This window comes from Salinisphaera sp. G21_0 (genome assembly GCF_017744115.1).
Classification (GTDB): Bacteria; Pseudomonadota; Gammaproteobacteria; order Pseudomonadales; family Endozoicomonadaceae; genus Endozoicomonas.
In genome coordinates this window covers 64,383-80,554 of record NZ_JAGHQW010000007.1, presented here as the reverse complement: position 1 = coordinate 80,554, position 16,172 = coordinate 64,383, and the positions used below count along the sequence as shown (strand labels likewise).

The following is a 16,172-nucleotide window of genomic DNA, read 5'->3' as shown; positions in this document are numbered from 1 at the left end:
GCCTCACCCAGCCGGGCGGGAAGTGTCAGAGTTTGCACAAAGCGTTACCACGGGACAGGTAGGTGACAGTCCCATTCTTACCGTAGGATAAGGGCGGTTCACGAAGCAACGCTATAAACGCATCGCAATAACTGGCGAGTCTTACCAGTGCCTGGCTATTGTTCTGTTGCAGCGCCTGGCAAGACTGGATCAACCGATCTATTGCAACCGCCTGAATATGATTATCACTGGTTATTTCATCCTGACGAGATGCCATCAGGATTGGTTTCAACTGCTGGCAAATCTCAGCACATTCGCCTGATAATTGCACCACTGACTCAATATTTTTTCTGGCTATTTCCTGCGCCTGAAGGCTCAATAACCTCTCCAGATTCTGCAATAACCGGTGCAGTTGCGAACTCTCTTTTTGTGCCTCGACACGCTCATCATCGGACATCATGACCGTCTCTCCCCTTCAACCGGGTGTACCTCACCTTCATTTATCACCCGGCATTTGACCAGTCTGCCATTTTCTTTCTGAACCAGAATAACATCGCCGACATGTCCACTTTCCATTGCGACACCGGTGGTACTTAATTCGATATTTTTTGATTGAACAACGATGGTTAAATGCTGCCCCCGACGGATAGCATTGGCCCTTTTTACCATATCGGTGGTAATCACAGTGCCGGCGCTAATCTTTCGGGTAGCGATGTATCCGGAAGGATTATCCTGAAATACATTCGGTTTCAGGGAACTCAAACGGACTTTTGATGTTTTCAGCCCCGGCTGTCCTGCCCCCGACAACACCCCGCCCCGGTTTATATCCCTGTCGGCAAGCAATACCGATACGTCAAAATCCACTCTGACCGCCAGCCGTTGTTTCCAGCGGTGATCCGGGAAGGTGCCGAGATGATCAGGACAGCTGATCAATAATGGCAGTTTACCGTTCTGAGCCATGGCAGAGAAGCGGATATGCGGTGTTACCGGACAGTCTGGCAATTGTTGCCAGCGTTCTTTATGCAGCAAAACCACCTGGGGATTACGGCCGTTAAAACGTTTAGCCAATAAGCGCGAATGCTCACAGAGTTGACTGATGACCTCCCCCTGAACCCTTTGATCAGTGCTCTTATCTGATTGATCTGACTGCGGGCTGGTATCCGTACATGACACTGTATGGGCGTTTACAATATCGGGAATATTGAGTAAGCACAGACACAGGGAAAACACAAAACGACGACTGATTGATAGTTTCCTGTCGAGAATAAAATATGTGACAAATAAATACATTTTTTACGACAACGTACTACTCTTTACACACGACTTAATATAGACGAATAGATAGCCTGTATGTTGATTTCATTTGAGTCGGCCATGGGTATACACCCAAGAGTTGCACAGCTCAGAAGCTCTCAGATTGCCATCCAGTCAGGCAATATTTTTAATATTGAAACACCACAATACCGGGCACTTGAGGCTAACCTGAACTTTTACCATTCGGCTTATGGTTTATCTCAGGATTTGTCGGTCTCAGACAAGCGGCATATCACCCCAAATCAACTGGCGGAAGTTGAGTTATCCATTGCCTTTAAAAATTCAGGCGGTATTGCCTCGGAAAACGGTAACGATGTATCTCTGGCACTGGAGCAGGCAAAACTTGCACAGTCGATGGCCGGGTACAATATCAGCATATCGTTAATCCGGGAGCGTCTGAGCATGCTTGATAAGGTGATCAGTGGCCGCTAGGAGGCTGACTGAGAATAGACTGCCCTACTGCGGTGGCAGCAAATTGGTCTAAAAAGTCGGAAATTTTTAGCAAATAGAACCACTATTCACTAAAAATTTCCGACTTTTTATCCTCAATTTTCTGCCATCCTCGCTACGGGCGCTATTCTCGGTCAGCCTCCTAGGAGGCTGACCGCATAGGTTGGACATTAAGCTTATCCCTCCATTTTCATTGGGGTTTCGGATGGAACCACGAAGGACACGAAGAGCACAAAGAAGAGCTATTCTTTTCCTTCGTGCTCTTCGTGTCCTTCGTGGTTCCATCTTTAACTTGCCGAAGAGTAGGCGCTTAATGTCTACCCTAAGAGGCTGCCCGGAAATAGACGTCATAAATTGTTAATTCGATGAAGTGAGTACCCCATGAGTCTGCAATTAGTTCAGGCCATGTCTGGCTACGCCATGGTCGCCCAGGCAACCCGTTTGACACTGGTGGCCGAGGCGCTCTCTTACAATGAGGTTGCAGCAGCTTCTGCTGCTGAGGTGCTGCGGCCGGGGCGGGCGTTACTTCAGGCCAGAACCGTAGATGCTGGCTCCGCTGCCAGAGAGAATATTCCGGCGTTTACCGTTGAAGTAGCGAGTATTATCAAAGATAACACACCTCCCCAGGTGCGCTATCAGCCGGGCCATCCTCTGGCTAATGCCAACGGTGAAGTGTTTTACCCGAATATCAGCACGATTGAAGAAATGGCGACCATGATTTCGGCAGCCCGGTCTTTTGATGCGGCTGTCTCGGTGTTCACCAGCGCCCGTCAAATGCAGGGCCAGGCACTGGAGCTGATCGGTGCCAGGTAAATCGATATGACAGGTGGGTATCACTATGATTTCATCCATTCAACACGAAGTGCCCTTCATCGGTGGTAGCGCTTCGTCGTTGGCTTCCCCCGACAGTTCCAGTGCCTTGAGTAAAAACTTTATGACGTTGTTGATTACTCAACTTAAGCACCAGAACCCCCTGGAACCGATGGAAAGCGGTGATCTGCTGAATCAGCTGGCGGCCATGACTTCCGTATCAGAGTTAAGAGATATCCACGCCGGTATCAGCCGGTTGAGCGATCAGTTTGCAACGGCCCAACTGTCCAGCGCTACAGCACTGCTGGGTCAGGAGGTCGCCATTGATGCCCGCCAGTTTTCATTCAATGGCGATGGGAATAAATTAACCCTGGCCTTTCCTTCGCCCGGTACAGGGCACTTGTTGCATTTTTTGCTAACCGATCAAAATGGCACCCTGGTAAAAGAAGCCCATTATCAGGGGCGTCATAATGAGTCACCGGGTACCTCCATAAAGAAAAGCCTGGACCAACTGTTTGGCTCGCTGCCTCATGGTCAGTACTGGCTGAAAAGCACCCTGGATGGTGATAGTGAAGTGGTTCCTGTGCAGCTGGTCAGTAAAGCAAACAGTATTGTTTTCAACAGCTCTGATCAGGCACCACAGATCAGGCTTGAGGCCATGGAGCCAGTGGCACTGTCCAGCATTCGCTCCGTGACCCGACCATAAGTTGACTGTTGTTGTCTAATCGGTGAGGTAAGCGTCTATGTCAATCAGTACCTCGGGCATGAATGCCGCCCAAAGTCAGCTGGAAATAGCCAGCCAGAACCTGACCAATGCGGAAACGAATGGTTATAAGTCGTTCCGGGCGATTCTTGGTGATGCCTATGCCCAGGCGGGAACTGCATCGGTGGATATGGCCGGGGTCACTCTGCTGGCAACCCGGCAGGAGTTTGCCCAGGGACAGTTGACGCAATCGGGCAACGCCTTTGACCTGGGCATTGATGGCAAGGGCTTTTTTGTCCTTGGCAATAATGGAGAGCAGCTCTTCAGCCGGGCAGGCCTGTTTACACAGGATAAGGAGAATTATCTGGTGAACCCCAGTGGTTACCGCCTCCGGGGCTTTGGTGTCAATAATCAGGGTGCGGTTGATACCTCAAAACTGGTTGACTTGCAGGTCAGTCAGGCTAACCGGCCTGGAAAAGCAACCACCAAAGCATCAGCTACCATTAACCTCAATGCCAGTGAACCGGTGATTAATCGTACGACGGTTGCCCTTAACCCGTCAGACCCAAGGACATTCAGCTGGTACGGAGCGTTGAATATTTTCGATAGCCTTGGCGAACAACATACGCTGGGTAGCTATTTCACCAAAACCGGGACCAGTCAGTGGCTGCTTGAATTTCAGGTGGATGGGCAGTCCCTCAAACAGACAGAAAACCTGACATTCAACAGCTCAGGCCTGTTGACGACACCCGCCGATGCGCAGTTTTCACTGACACCACCGGAGCTGCCCTCAGGTGCCGTTCTCCAGCCCCTGGCCATGGACTTTTCCGGCATCACCCAGTTTGCAATCGATTCGTCATTTCGCCCCAAGGTGGTTGACGGACAAATGGCGGGCAGCCTTAACCAGGTCAGTTTTGGCGACAACGGTTTTCTGCAGGGTAGCTACAGCAATGGTGAACAATACCTGCTCGGGCAGGTGGCACTGGCTACCTTTCCAAATGATAACGGGTTAGTGGTTAATGGGAATAATACCTGGATGTCGTCTATGGTATCCGGCACTCCGCTCTTTAGTCCATCGGGCCTTAATGGCGCGGGCCTTATCAGGGCTGGGTTTGTTGAACAGTCCAATGTGGATCTGGCCAGCGGGTTGTCGGATGTCATTCTCGCCCAGCGCAACTTTCAGGTAAGCGCCAAGGCTTTCCAGGCAGAAGATGTCCTGTCACAAACACTGATCAATCTAACCTGACGGGTACCTGGCCATGTTTTCCGGAATGCAGATGACCACCGCCAGTGCCGAACGGATCTGGCAAAGCCTGTCGGTATTCGCGGGTAATTTATCCGGTCAGTCGGTGCCCGGTTACCGGGGTGACTCGGTATTCACCCGGCAACTGGCCCGGACATACACGACTATAGACGAACAACAGGTTCCCGCATTTTCCCTTCAGGCAGCCACTGATTTTACCAGCGGCCTGGTGAAACCCACTGGACGCCAGTTGGATATAGCCATCGACGGTGCCGGATGGATAGTGGTGCAAGATGCCAGCGGACAGCCAGGGCTGACCCGAAACGGTTTGCTCAGTCTGGCCGCAACGGGTGAGGTGTTGACCGCCAATGGTGCCCGGGTCATGGGACAGGCGGGCCCGTTGACGATTCCTGCGTTCACTCAGCTGACCATTGGCCACGAGGGATCTGTCAGTATCATTCCGGCCGGTGCCTGGGAAGTTGAAGAGGTGGGGCTTATCCGCTTTGCCAACCCCCCGGTGACCAGCCTGATTCGCAGCCCTGACGGCCTGTTCAGGCTGGCAGATGGCAGTGTACCAGTTTCTGATCCGCAGGTTCGGATCATCAGCGGGGCGCTTGAAGAGAGTAATGTTGACCTGATGGCGGAGTACCTGAATGTGGTGGAAGCCGGAAAAACCATGGATCTCCATGTCCGTATGTTATCGGCCTTTGATCAGATGGCCGGACGAGGCAATGAATTGCTGAACCTGACCCGTCGCTAATGAGAGAATCCCTATGAACAGTCTGTGGATCAACCAGGGAGGCCTGACCCTGCAGGATGCGAGAATGATGGCCGCTTCCCAGAACCTCAGTAATATCAGCACCTATGGCTATAAAAAAGAACGGGTGGTGGCCGCGGATCAGTTTTATACCACCCTGAAACAGGCCGGAGCGATGGCCAACGGTGCGGATGAGCTGCCCAGTGGCCTGCAGGTCGGTACAGGTGCCAGAATCACCGCCACCCAGAAGATATTTACCAATGGCAATATCCAGAATACCGGTAATGCGCTGGATCTGGCCATTGTCGGTGATGGTTTTCTGCCAGTGCAATTACCTTCCGGAGAGATGGCCTATACCCGTAACGGGCAGCTGCAGCTCAATGCAGAAGGTGACATCGTGATGGCCACCGGTCAGCCTATAGAACCGGTGATCTCCATCCCGGTGGAAGCCCGGAACATCACGATTGGCCAGGATGGTACGGTATCCGTCGCCATGCCCGGCAGCCCGGAAGCCCAGATCCTGGGGCAGATTTCCCTGGTGAACTTCATGAATCCCATGGGGCTGCAGGCCATCGGCGATAACCTATATCTGGAAACCGCTGCCAGCGGTGCGCCTGTGGAGAGCGTTCCCGGCACTAATGGTCTGGGGGAAATCCGGCAGTTTTCCCTTGAAGCCTCCAACGTGGATGTGGTGGAAGAACTGGTCAACCTGATCATGATTCAGCGGGCTTATGAAATGCAGGCCAGGGCCATCGACGTTGCCAGTAATTCCCAGGAATATCTGGTGAAAAGCAGTTAACCGGAATTGCCCATGGGTAAAGCAGTCACATCAACGTTTTATTGGCCGGTCGCAGTGCTGGTCATCGGACTGCAGGGCTGTCAGGTGATATTGCCGCAGAACCAGCCCCTGAATGATGCCGCCGATGAAGACACTGAACCCGTGCTTAACCGTGCCCCGGAGGCTCCCCCGGCACCGGCACCGGGCAGTCTTTACACTTATGCCACCAGTATGCGCCTTTTTGATGATCTGAAAGCCTATCGTCCGGGCGATATTCTGACCGTCATCCTGAAGGAGATGACCATCTCCAGTAAAAAGGCCAATACCAGTCTGGGCAAAGAGGCCACTGCCAGCATAGCGCCCCCCACGGTGTTCGGGAAAAATTACCCGAAACTGGACATGCAACTCAACGGCAACCGTAATTTTGGCGGCAAAGCATCCACCTCCCAGCAAAACCATTTAACCGGCTCGGTGACCGTGGTCGTGCAAAAAGTGCTGCCCAGTGGTGCCCTTCTGGTCAAGGGCAGCAAAATGGTCCGGATTAATCAGGGTGATGAAATCATCTTTGTCAGTGGCGTGGTCCGTCCTGAAGACGTTTCCCAGGATAACCAGGTCTCCTCGCTGCGTCTGGCCCAGGCAAAAATCAGTTATACCGGCCGGGGCGACCTGACACAGGCCAACACCCAGGGTTGGTTCTCCCGTCTTCTGAACAGCAGCTGGTTTCCATTTTGAACAGGTTGGTCTGGCTGTTATTGATGACGCTTGTTTTTTCGCCGATCAGTCAGGCAGTGCGTCTGGTGGACCTGGTTGATATAGAAGGTGTGCGCAAAAACCAGCTGATCGGCTATGGTCTGGTGGTTGGTTTGCAGGGTACCGGCGACCAGACCCGTCAAACCATTTTCACCAGCCAGTCCATGGTCAACATGCTGCGCCAGTTTGGTATTCAGTTACCCCCGGGAAGTGATCCGCGGATGAAAAATGTCGCCGCCGTCAGTATCAGTGCCAACCTGCCCACCTTTGCCCGCCCGGGCACCACACTCGATGTGGTGGTTTCCTCGATTGGTGACGCCAAAAGTCTCCGTGGCGGTGTGCTTCTGGCGTCACCATTACGGGGTATTGATGGCCAGGTCTATGCCCTGGCCCAGGGTTCAGTGATTGTTGGCGGAGTGTCTGCCCAGGGCGCTACCGGCACCCAGGTCAGTATCAATACAACGACGGTCGGACGCATTCCGGGAGGTGCCACCATTGAACAGTCGATCATTCCTCCGGAGGTGACGTCAGATGTCGTACGATTGAATCTCAGGGAGCAGAATTACAGCCAGAGTCGTTTACTGGTCAAGGCTATCAATGATCACTTTGGCAGTCATATTGCCCGGGGAGTGGACGGCAGCCAGATTGAAGTCACGGTACCTGCGGGACAGAATAATCGGGTGACGTTTCTGTCCATGCTGGAAACTCTGGATATCCCACAGGGCGTTATGCCGGCTCGCGTCGTGATTAATGCCCGTACCGGCACTATCGTTATTGGTGCCGATGTTCGCATTCGCCCGGTTGCCGTGAGCAATGGTTCCACCACCGTAAAAGTCATGGAGCGTCCCAGCGTCATCCAGCCAAACCCGTTTACCCTTGGGACCCCGCAGGTTGAGGAACAAAGCACTGTCGACATTATACAAAAGACCGGTGGCATGTTTATTGTCCCGGCCTCCACCAGCCTGTCTGACATTGTTAATGTGGTGAACAGTGCCGGACTGACGCCCAGTGAACTGATCTCGATTCTCCAGGCTATCCATGAAGCTGGGGCGATGGAGGGTGAGCTGGTTATTATGTGAGGAACTGTCCTGAAATAACTTCCTCATTTCCGATCTTATCCAGTGAAGAAAAAATCTTGCCACGGAGACACGGAGGCACGGAGAAAAGAAAATTTTTTTCCCTCTGTGACTCCGTGCCTCCGTGGCGAAAAAGAGGAAGTTATTCAGGGACAATTCCCAATCGGAGATTTGCCATGGTTATCACGCCACTATCCCACCCCATCCCCCTTGAAGCGGGGGCCAGCAGGCAGGTCAACGGCAGCAACCGTGATTGCGAAGCATCATCCAATGACTTTATGCGGGTGTTGCTGGGGGAAGTGACCCGTCATCTGCAGAAAACCTCAGGAGTGTTCTCCGGCAAAGAGCACAACGGTACGGCATCGCTGTTTCAGAACGAACTTGCCGGAGCATTGCTGGCACAGTGTCTGGCGGACCGGCTGACGGAAAAACTGTCCGGTGACCAGCCATGACTGTCAACCATATCGGGCTTAGTGGGGTGAATGCGGCCGATATTCTGTTAAATAATACCGCCCATAACATTGCCAATGCAGAAACCCCCTGGTTTAGCCGACGGCTGCCCGTATTGATTGCCCAGCAGAGCCACTGGAGCGGTTTGCTGAACCAACTGGGTGGCGTCAGAGTGCTTTATCTGATGCAGGTATCGAACGACTATCTTAACGACCAGGTGTTTCGCGCCAGTGCCAGCCAGTCCATGGCAGACAGCTTTGCCATTCCCATGGTTCAGCTTGATCAATTACTCGGAGGGGAAGATACCGGGTTAACCAATGTGCTCAATGGCTTTATTGGCAACCTGCAGCGGCTGGAAACACGCCCGGAATCTATCCCCCTCAGGCAACAATGGCTGGGCAGTGCCAGACAGCTGGTGGACCGGTTTAATACTCTGGGTCAGCAGCTGCAGGTCATCTCGCAACAACAAATCAGCCAGATCAGCCATGTGATTACCGAAGCCAATCGGCTGGGTGCCGCCATTGCTGAGCTCAATAAACAGATTATCGAAATGTCCGGCCTGCACGGCAATAACGCCAATAATTCAAGCAGCGGTGGCAACTGTTCGGACCTTCTGGATCAGCGGGACAACCTGATTAACCAGCTATCGGCCCGGGTATCGGTGGAGGTTTATCGCAACAGCAATAACATCGTTAACCTGGTGATTCCATCCAGCCAGGGGGCTATTCCTCTGATCATTGGCCAACAGTATTTTGACCTCAGTATCAACCCGAAGGCTACTGACCCGATAGTACCTGATGTGATGGCCAACATCCCCGGAGTTGCTGTGCCGATAACACCGCAACAGGGCCAGTTGGCGGGGCTGCAAAAGCTCCAGCGGGATGGGCTGATGCCGGTCATCAATCAGCTGGGGCTGATGGCGGTGGTGCTGGCCTCGGAAGTGAACTCACAGCTGGAGCTGGGTGTTGATCTGGCCGGTGATAAAGGGACGCCGCTGTTTCAGGATGTCAATTCGACATCGGCAATGCAGCAGCGGGTCCTGGCGGAAACGGTTTCAGGAACGGAAGCATTGACCGTTGAAATCAGCAATCTGTCACAACTGACCCCATCGGAATACCAGCTGGTATTTACGGCCTATGACCAATGTCGTGTAATCAGACTGTCAGACGGGCAATCATTCAGTGGTAACCTGACGGCAGAGACTCCGTTTACCATTGACGGCCTTACTATTCATCTGACAGGCACACCCGCTATCAATGACCAGTTCCTGCTGACCCCCTGGCGCAATGAAGCCACAAAACTGAGCATTGCCCTTGATGCCCCTGAACAGCTGGCACTTTCGGCACAGGACTCAGGCCCCGGCGACAACCGGAATCTGCTGGCACTGCTTGACTGCTTAAAGGGTGGCTGTTTAAAGGGTGGATCTGCAAATTGCCCCGACGTGCTGCAATCGAATATTTTGCTTCAGTCGTCTGTTGCCAACCAGACAGCTTCTGCTACACGACAGCAGAAAACCTGTCAGAGTTTATATGAGGCTGCTGTTGCAGAAAGGGAGAATCTCAGTGGTGTAAATCTGGATGAAGAAGCGGCTAATCTGCTGCGCTTCCAGCAGTTCTACCAGGCCAATGCCCGGCTGTTACGGGCCAGTCAGATGATTATCGATGAATTGCTGGCAGCTTATCGGTGAGTCCAATGCGTGTAAGTACAGCACAACAGCAGGCCATGATTTTGCAGGATGTGCAGAACATCAGCCAGAACCAGCTGGAAGGCTGGAATCAGGTGGCCGCGGGCAAACAGATTACGCAACCAGCAGAGGCACCGGGCAACTGGACGCAACTGCAAGGTGTTAACAGAGAGATCAGCCAGACTGACCAATACCTGAATTCCATTGCTGCCCTGACGTCCCAGTTTCAAATGGAAGATACCCTGTTACAGAGGTACACAGGCTACCTGCAGGATATCCGTGCACTGGTGCTGCAGGCCAACAACCCCGGGCTGGCAGTGGTGGATCTGGCCACTCTCGGGCAGGAGGTGATGCAGTGGCGAAACGCCATCATCGGGCTGCTGAACAGTCGTGATGCCGAAGGTTACTACCTGTTTGCCGGTTCCCGGACCAGCACACCGCCGGTGACGGTTTCAACGGCCAGTGACGGCAATGAATCGTTTGTCTTTAATAACAATAACGACATACGGCAAATAACAGTCGCCTCCGATATAACAATGTCGTCTACGGACAGTGCTGAGTCTTTGTGCTTTACTGTGGACGACGGCGGATCAGGTTTTAATGTCATCCTGATGCTCAGTCAGATAGGGCAGACACTCCAGTCTCCGCCCGCCACTCTGTCAACGCTGCTCGCCGGTTACCTGACACAGCTTGACCAGGCACAAAGCCAGGCTGGCAGCGTCCATGCCGCCCTGGGCACCCGGATGAAAGCGCTGGAGGGTATCCGCAGTGATCACCAGGAGGCCAGGCTGTTCCTGCAGGAACAGGCGAGCCAGCTGGGTGACTTGGATTATGTCAGTGCAATCAGTCATCTGAATCGGCAGAAACTACAGTATGAGGCTGCTCTCAAAGGTCTCTCTAAAGTAGAAAATCTGTCGTTATTTCGTTATCTCTAGGAGGCTGTTATGGCCATCAGTATCAACACCAACATTCCTGCACAGCAAGCGCAGTTAAGCCTGGAGCGGGCCCAGAACGGTCTTGATACGTCGATGCAAAGGCTCTCAACCGGTTATCGTATCAACAGTGCTGCTGACGATGCCGCCGGTTTGCAGATCAGTAACCGGATGAGTTCACAGATTAATGGTTTGGGCGTGGCGGTGCGTAACGCCAATGACGGCATCTCCATCGCCCAGACGGCGGAAGGGGCCATGAGTGAAACCACGGCCCTGCTGCAGCGGATGCGGGATCTGGCAGTCCAGTCAGCCAGTGACAGCAACAATAGCGAGGACCGGGTTGCCCTGAACGAAGAGCTGGTGCAGCTGGTGGCGGAACTGAACCGGATCGCCGAGTCCACCACCTTCGCCGGGCAGAAGTTGCTGGATGGCTCGTTTATCAACAAGAACATTCAGGTGGGTGCCTACGCCAATGAGACTATTACCGTCTCCGTCAGTAGTGTCAGCGGCAACGACCTTGGTATCAAAGGGACGGAGCTGACCTTTACGGGCCTGGCCCTGCCCGGTGCAGCCGCCATTGATGAACAGAAACTGACGGTCGGGGTTAATGACAATGACATCATTATTCCCATAGTCAGCTCGGATTCAGCCAGCTCCATTGTCAGTAAGGTCGCGGGTGCGGTATCGGATTTGAACGGGGTGGCCAAGACATCAGCACAATTGACTATAGGAGGCAACGCCCCGGTGGTAGACGACACTATTACCCTGACTGTGAATGGCAAAACAGTCAGTCATAAATGTTCAACAGTTACACCGAGTGACGCCGCCACAGCCCTGGCAGCGGCGCTGAATTCGCCAACGCTCAAGGCAACAGCAAAGGGTCCTGTAATAACACTGGAAGATACCAGTGGCCAGAATATGATCTTGTCTGGGACTTCTACAACAAGTGGCCTAAGTGTCAACGTTCTGCCAGTGAATTATGCTGGTACCGCGGGCAGCGGAACTGCAAAGGACGTCGTGGCAAAGTCCGAGACCATCGTGGGTGATATCAAGTGGATTGGCATGGATGAAAGCGCCACCTATACCATGAACAGCGACGGCAATTTATTGGCCAAGCCCAACGAAGCCATCACAGGCACACCGGGAAATTCGATCAATATGCCGGTAAACTCCATCAACATCACCACTTATGATGGTGCCCAGCAAGCCATCGGTATTATTGACCAGGCAATAGCCGGAGTGGATGCCGACCGGGGAATGCTGGGTGCCATCCAGAATCGCTTTCAGCACACCATATATAACCTGCAGAACGTTCGGGAGAATATGATGGGCTCCCGCAGCCGGATTAAAGATACTGACTATGCCAGCGAAATGTCCCAACTGACCCGGGACCAGGTGCTGAAACAGGCCAGTATCTCCAGCCTGAACCGGGCCAACGTCATGCAGCAGGATGTCCTGGCTCTGTTGAACAGCTGATAGGGCATTGATTGCATGAACCCCCTATCGCCGCTGCCGGGCAGTGTGGATATGGCCACGGTGGTGGATGCCGTGGTCAACGCCGAAATGGCTCCCTCGGAAAATGCCCTGAAACGGCGGGAAGAGCAGCTGTCCCGGGAGCAGGATTTGATGGTATCGGTCTATCAGGCGGTCCACGGCCTGCAGCACGCTGCCCGGGCACTGGTGCAGGAGGCCAGCATCAACACCAGCCACAGTAATGGCAACGGTAATGGCAATGGCCACGGCCTGGGCCGCTGGGTCGCGGTTTCCAGCGAGCCCGACCGGGTCGGCGTCAGCGTCCGGGGGCGGCCCGATCCCGGCAGTTATCAGCTGTCGGTGCATCAGCTGGCCTCCCCGCAAATTATGGTCAGTCCGCCGTTTGCCAAAGAGACCGTCTTTAACGATGCCGGTACCCTGAACCTTGCCCTGAATGGCGGGCAATGGAAGGTCAATATTGCCGCCAACAGTACCCTGACGACCATTGCCCGATCCATTCAACTGGCCACCCGGGGGAAAGTCCGGGCAACGGCCATCAACGGCAAGGAGGGGCAACAACTGCTGCTCACCGGCGCAGAAAAAGGCGCGGACCTGCGGATGACCCTCAGTGGCACCGGGGCCGGGGCCTGGCTGGCGGGGATCATGACGGAACAGGTGGCCCCGGCAGATGCTCTGGTCAGTATCAACGGCGTCACCCTTTATCTGCCCGGCAACGTCAACCAGCCGGTCATTAACGGGCTGAACCTGACCCTGAAACAGGCCGATCCTGACCGGCAGTTATACATTGAGGTCAGTCAGGATGTCGAGGCACTGGTCAGCGCCATGTCGGATTTTGTCAATCACTGCAACAGCCTGCTGAAAACCAGTGACCCCAGGGACAGCCGGGGCCAGCAGATCGATGCGGGGGCTCCCGCCTCCCTGAGGAGTATCAGCAGTCAGTTGCGTAAACTGGTCAACGCCACACCTGCCGAGACCGAGTTAAATAGTTCAGAGCAGATCACCAGCTTACTGGATCTTGGAGTCAGCACTGAGCGCAGCGGTTTATGGTCTCTGGATGAATCCTGGTTCCGTCACCAGCTCAATGCCATGCCCTACCAGGTCCTGCAGTTTCTGTCTGACCGGGAAAAGCCGGTGCTGGCCCTGGCCCGGAAAATGGACACGCTGCTATCGGGCAATGGCCCTTTACTATCGAGGATCAGTTATTTGTCCCACGATTTGCAACGACTGGCGTCAGATCAGTATGCAATGGATACAAGACGGCAGTTACTTCATCAGCGCACCAATCAGCAGTTCCTGAATATGGAACAGACGGTACAGCGTATGAACCGGAACCGGGATTATGTTGACAATATGTAACCTGCGTTCACCACCGGCAACAAGGGGCGTTTATGAAGTCTCCAGCCACTGAGTACACCCGGCATCAGTACGGGCATTTAGCCCGGAAGAAGAATATTTTCCAGCAGACCGCCCTGCTGTACCAGTTATTCCTGAATGATCTGGACCTCTGCCACGGCCATATCAACAGTGGTGACAGTGCCGCACGGGGAGAGCGGATTCATCACGCCCTCTCGATTTTGATGGTATTAAGAAACCAGGCCCTTGCCATGGTCGACAATCAGCAGGATCAAACCCCGTCGGCCAATGCGCTTCCGGCCCGGCTACTTGAATTATATGACCACTGCCTTGCATGTCTGACAGCCGTGATCGCTGACAATGATATTGCTCCACTGAATACTGCCTGGTCTATGATCGACACCGTCAAAGGTGCCTGGGATGAGCTGGCTATACAGCAGGAGCAGACAAATGGCAGTGAAGGGTAATCATTACCCGAACAGCCATAAGACAATTCAGTGCCCAAAACCATGAATATTGCATGAAAGAGCCCGCATTTTCATCGTAAACAGTGAGCTACCTCTTATGAATATCGAGACAGTTGGCACAGAGACTGGCAGTGATCCAGTCTCGTCTATCCGGAAAGATATAACCGGGCGGCCATCGATACAGAACGAGACGGTACAAAACGGAGTTCCCTGGGAAGGTGGGTTTCAGGCAATCCTGCAGCAGATAATCGCACCGATAAATTCTGTCAGCACTTCGGGTCCGCCTTTAGATGCTGGTTTATCATCGTCCATCAATACAACGACTTTCGTTGATTTTGCGGAACATCAGGACATATATGCAATGGAGTGGGCCATGTCCACAGATGCAGGAGTCCCGGTGGTTCACCCGCACCCCGGATTAAATGTCAGTTTGCCAATCGCTCCACCTGATCAGGAGGTTGTCCAGAACCCTCCACACAGTCGTGTTGCCGTGACCACCCCGCCTGAACCTTTCCTTCTGCTGCAGGCGACGGCTGATCAACTGACGTCAGTCCCGGCGGAGATGCAACCGGTTAAGCCTGACCATCGTGGGGAAGAGGTTCCCCCTCCCGGTCAGGCTACGTTATCAGACCTTGAGCAAACCATTGAGACCGGGTCACTTCGGCAGTCCGCACCGTTTTCAATGCACTCCATGCCAAAGCGGATATTGTCGAATCAGGAGACTTTAGCCCCGGAGCCGCCCGTCAATCAGGAAAGTCAGATAATGGCACAACCAGCAACAGACGACGTATCGGGTACACCACTCAAAGGATTGGAATCTGTCACCGTTCACAAATCATCGTCCGGAACTCAACCCAATGAGTTGACGGTAACAGCACCAATGAAAAGCTGTCTGATACTTGGTGGGGACCGTCATGCCCGGGCCGTTGCCGAGTTGCCCGGACTGGGTGCGGTACAGGTGGTGATGACCCGAAATAACAGCGAGGTCACAGTCAGTCTGCAAGCCAGCAAACAGTCACTGCCAACCCTTGATGGCTGTTCCTCTACGTTGCGCCAGCTGGTCAGCGACAGCATTCAGCAGATACCCTCGCCCGGTAATCCAGTGAGTAAAGACGAGTCTGGTTCTTCAGTAACGGGTGACGGACTGAAAATAGCACTCTCATTAACCACAACACCTGACCCTTCCGGGTCAGGCAGGGGAAGGCAGCATATGCTGGCAGGAACGTCAGATTTTTCCGGTACAGGCGTAGATAATGTGGTGTTAGCGCCCGAGACCGAATACCGGTCACCCATGGCGCTTTCACGGTACTGCGGTATGGCTCTTATTGATCTGCATATTTAGCCATTGTTTAACCGTTCTTACCTATGAATATGAAAACTGACGACGATAACCGTACCAACATTGCCTGTGCTCAGTGGCCAGAAGTGCTGCGTGGCCAAGTTAATCTCATCGCTCTTGCCCTGACGGGAGTGGTCACGCTTGCTATTGTCGGTGGTGCCGCGTTCTGGTTTTTTTTCAGCGAGGATGACAACTTACCACCGCCAGTACCCACCGCTGATTTGCCGGTATCCGCACAATATCTGTCGTTTAAAGATATGGTTGTCAACCTGGTTAATGATGAGACCTATGATCTCCATTACATGCAGTTGTCCGTTTCTGTCATGACCCGAAAAAGGAAATGCTTTGAACAAATGAAAAATAATCAGCCAGTCATTCTCAATGCCCTGCAAGAACAGCTGTCATCCTGGACATTCCAGGATGTAATGATCCCGGAACAACGCGAGTTATTACGGAAAAAGCTTCTGAACGCGGTTCATCTCAGGACAGGGCTATCGCTTATTAAGGGGGTTGAGGACGTTTTCATCACGAATATGGTGATTCAGTAATCACACAAACCAGCTCTATTGGAGGCTTTTCGAGAATAGACTACC

18 protein-coding genes are annotated in these 16,172 nt (G+C 53.3%); 16 read left to right on the top strand and 2 right to left on the bottom strand.

Annotated features, from left to right (window positions below; all coding sequences use genetic code 11):
* Window positions 1-25: 25 nt before the first annotated feature.
* The gene (locus tag J7439_RS05155; protein WP_209200766.1) at window positions 26-439 is read right to left on the bottom strand and encodes a hypothetical protein; all 414 of its coding nucleotides are present in this window, start codon (window positions 437-439) and stop codon (window positions 26-28) included.
* Complete coding sequence (flgA, locus tag J7439_RS05150; RefSeq protein WP_209200765.1) at window positions 436-1,152, bottom strand: flagellar basal body P-ring formation chaperone FlgA; 717 nt, start codon at window positions 1,150-1,152, stop codon at window positions 436-438. The genes J7439_RS05155 and flgA overlap by 4 nt, the downstream gene beginning before the upstream one ends.
* Before the next feature lie 177 nt (window positions 1,153-1,329).
* On the opposite strand from flgA, the gene J7439_RS05145 reads away from it, so the two are divergent.
* The 16 genes from J7439_RS05145 (at window position 1,330) to J7439_RS05070 (ending at window position 16,127) form a co-directional block, all read left to right on the top strand.
* Window positions 1,330-1,725, top strand: a complete 396-nt coding sequence (locus J7439_RS05145) for a flagellar basal body rod protein FlgB (protein WP_209200764.1) — start codon at window positions 1,330-1,332, stop codon at window positions 1,723-1,725.
* A gap of 399 nt (window positions 1,726-2,124) precedes the next feature.
* Window positions 2,125-2,556 carry a flagellar basal body rod protein FlgC gene (flgC, locus tag J7439_RS05140; protein ID WP_209200763.1) on the top strand — a complete coding sequence of 144 codons (432 nt, stop codon included), beginning with the start codon at window positions 2,125-2,127 and terminating at the stop codon, window positions 2,554-2,556.
* Window positions 2,557-2,581: 25 nt separating this feature from the next.
* Window positions 2,582-3,259 (top strand): flagellar hook assembly protein FlgD, encoded by a 678-nt coding sequence (locus J7439_RS05135; RefSeq protein ID WP_209200762.1) that lies wholly within the window; start codon window positions 2,582-2,584, stop codon window positions 3,257-3,259.
* 37 nt (window positions 3,260-3,296) lie between these two features.
* A complete protein-coding gene (locus J7439_RS05130) occupies window positions 3,297-4,502 on the top strand; it encodes a flagellar hook protein FlgE (RefSeq protein WP_209200761.1) in 1,206 nt (401 codons plus the stop codon).
* A 31-nt stretch (window positions 4,503-4,533) separates the two neighbouring features.
* A complete protein-coding gene (locus J7439_RS05125) occupies window positions 4,534-5,259 on the top strand; it encodes a flagellar hook-basal body complex protein (RefSeq protein WP_209200760.1) in 726 nt (241 codons plus the stop codon).
* Window positions 5,260-5,272: 13 nt separating this feature from the next.
* Complete coding sequence (flgG, locus tag J7439_RS05120; RefSeq protein ID WP_209200759.1) at window positions 5,273-6,055, top strand: flagellar basal-body rod protein FlgG; 783 nt, start codon at window positions 5,273-5,275, stop codon at window positions 6,053-6,055.
* Between the two features lie 12 nt (window positions 6,056-6,067).
* Window positions 6,068-6,766 (top strand): flagellar basal body L-ring protein FlgH, encoded by a 699-nt coding sequence (locus tag J7439_RS05115; protein WP_209200758.1) that lies wholly within the window; start codon window positions 6,068-6,070, stop codon window positions 6,764-6,766.
* Between the two features lie 23 nt (window positions 6,767-6,789).
* Entirely contained in the window at window positions 6,790-7,863 is a 1,074-nt protein-coding gene (locus J7439_RS05110; protein ID WP_209200757.1) for a flagellar basal body P-ring protein FlgI, read from the top strand.
* Window positions 7,864-8,036: 173 nt separating this feature from the next.
* The gene (locus tag J7439_RS05105) at window positions 8,037-8,312 is read left to right on the top strand and encodes a hypothetical protein (RefSeq protein ID WP_209200756.1); all 276 of its coding nucleotides are present in this window, start codon (window positions 8,037-8,039) and stop codon (window positions 8,310-8,312) included.
* On the top strand, window positions 8,309-9,997 hold the full coding sequence (gene flgK, locus J7439_RS05100; RefSeq protein WP_209200755.1) for a flagellar hook-associated protein FlgK: 1,689 nt from the start codon (window positions 8,309-8,311) through the stop codon (window positions 9,995-9,997). The genes J7439_RS05105 and flgK overlap by 4 nt, the downstream gene beginning before the upstream one ends.
* A gap of 5 nt (window positions 9,998-10,002) precedes the next feature.
* The gene (locus J7439_RS05095) at window positions 10,003-10,929 is read left to right on the top strand and encodes a flagellin N-terminal helical domain-containing protein (RefSeq protein WP_209200754.1); all 927 of its coding nucleotides are present in this window, start codon (window positions 10,003-10,005) and stop codon (window positions 10,927-10,929) included.
* A gap of 9 nt (window positions 10,930-10,938) precedes the next feature.
* Window positions 10,939-12,402 carry a flagellin N-terminal helical domain-containing protein gene (locus J7439_RS05090; RefSeq protein ID WP_209200753.1) on the top strand — a complete coding sequence of 488 codons (1,464 nt, stop codon included), beginning with the start codon at window positions 10,939-10,941 and terminating at the stop codon, window positions 12,400-12,402.
* 15 nt (window positions 12,403-12,417) lie between these two features.
* Entirely contained in the window at window positions 12,418-13,776 is a 1,359-nt protein-coding gene (gene fliD, locus J7439_RS05085) for a flagellar filament capping protein FliD (protein ID WP_209200752.1), read from the top strand.
* A gap of 32 nt (window positions 13,777-13,808) precedes the next feature.
* The gene (locus J7439_RS05080) at window positions 13,809-14,240 is read left to right on the top strand and encodes a flagellar export chaperone FliS (protein ID WP_209200751.1); all 432 of its coding nucleotides are present in this window, start codon (window positions 13,809-13,811) and stop codon (window positions 14,238-14,240) included.
* Between the two features lie 97 nt (window positions 14,241-14,337).
* A complete protein-coding gene (locus J7439_RS05075) occupies window positions 14,338-15,582 on the top strand; it encodes a hypothetical protein (protein WP_209200750.1) in 1,245 nt (414 codons plus the stop codon).
* Between the two features lie 23 nt (window positions 15,583-15,605).
* Window positions 15,606-16,127 (top strand): flagellar basal body-associated FliL family protein, encoded by a 522-nt coding sequence (locus tag J7439_RS05070; RefSeq protein WP_209200749.1) that lies wholly within the window; start codon window positions 15,606-15,608, stop codon window positions 16,125-16,127.
* Window positions 16,128-16,172 lie beyond the last annotated feature (45 nt).

What these genes read in the sequence shown, in the direction of transcription:
- J7439_RS05155 (WP_209200766.1), bottom strand. Translation starts at nt 439, where the DNA reads ATGATGTCCGATGATGAGCGTGTCGAGGCACAAAAAGAGAGTTCGCAA.
- J7439_RS05145 (WP_209200764.1), top strand. Translation starts at nt 1,330, where the DNA reads ATGTTGATTTCATTTGAGTCGGCCATGGGTATACACCCAAGAGTTGCA.
- flgC (WP_209200763.1), top strand. Translation starts at nt 2,125, where the DNA reads ATGAGTCTGCAATTAGTTCAGGCCATGTCTGGCTACGCCATGGTCGCC.
- J7439_RS05135 (WP_209200762.1), top strand. Translation starts at nt 2,582, where the DNA reads ATGATTTCATCCATTCAACACGAAGTGCCCTTCATCGGTGGTAGCGCT.
- J7439_RS05130 (WP_209200761.1), top strand. Translation starts at nt 3,297, where the DNA reads ATGTCAATCAGTACCTCGGGCATGAATGCCGCCCAAAGTCAGCTGGAA.
- J7439_RS05125 (WP_209200760.1), top strand. Translation starts at nt 4,534, where the DNA reads ATGACCACCGCCAGTGCCGAACGGATCTGGCAAAGCCTGTCGGTATTC.
- flgG (WP_209200759.1), top strand. Translation starts at nt 5,273, where the DNA reads ATGAACAGTCTGTGGATCAACCAGGGAGGCCTGACCCTGCAGGATGCG.
- J7439_RS05115 (WP_209200758.1), top strand. Translation starts at nt 6,068, where the DNA reads ATGGGTAAAGCAGTCACATCAACGTTTTATTGGCCGGTCGCAGTGCTG.
- J7439_RS05110 (WP_209200757.1), top strand. Translation starts at nt 6,790, where the DNA reads ATGACGCTTGTTTTTTCGCCGATCAGTCAGGCAGTGCGTCTGGTGGAC.
- J7439_RS05105 (WP_209200756.1), top strand. Translation starts at nt 8,037, where the DNA reads ATGGTTATCACGCCACTATCCCACCCCATCCCCCTTGAAGCGGGGGCC.
- flgK (WP_209200755.1), top strand. Translation starts at nt 8,309, where the DNA reads ATGACTGTCAACCATATCGGGCTTAGTGGGGTGAATGCGGCCGATATT.
- J7439_RS05095 (WP_209200754.1), top strand. Translation starts at nt 10,003, where the DNA reads ATGCGTGTAAGTACAGCACAACAGCAGGCCATGATTTTGCAGGATGTG.
- J7439_RS05090 (WP_209200753.1), top strand. Translation starts at nt 10,939, where the DNA reads ATGGCCATCAGTATCAACACCAACATTCCTGCACAGCAAGCGCAGTTA.
- fliD (WP_209200752.1), top strand. Translation starts at nt 12,418, where the DNA reads ATGAACCCCCTATCGCCGCTGCCGGGCAGTGTGGATATGGCCACGGTG.
- J7439_RS05080 (WP_209200751.1), top strand. Translation starts at nt 13,809, where the DNA reads ATGAAGTCTCCAGCCACTGAGTACACCCGGCATCAGTACGGGCATTTA.
- J7439_RS05075 (WP_209200750.1), top strand. Translation starts at nt 14,338, where the DNA reads ATGAATATCGAGACAGTTGGCACAGAGACTGGCAGTGATCCAGTCTCG.
- J7439_RS05070 (WP_209200749.1), top strand. Translation starts at nt 15,606, where the DNA reads ATGAATATGAAAACTGACGACGATAACCGTACCAACATTGCCTGTGCT.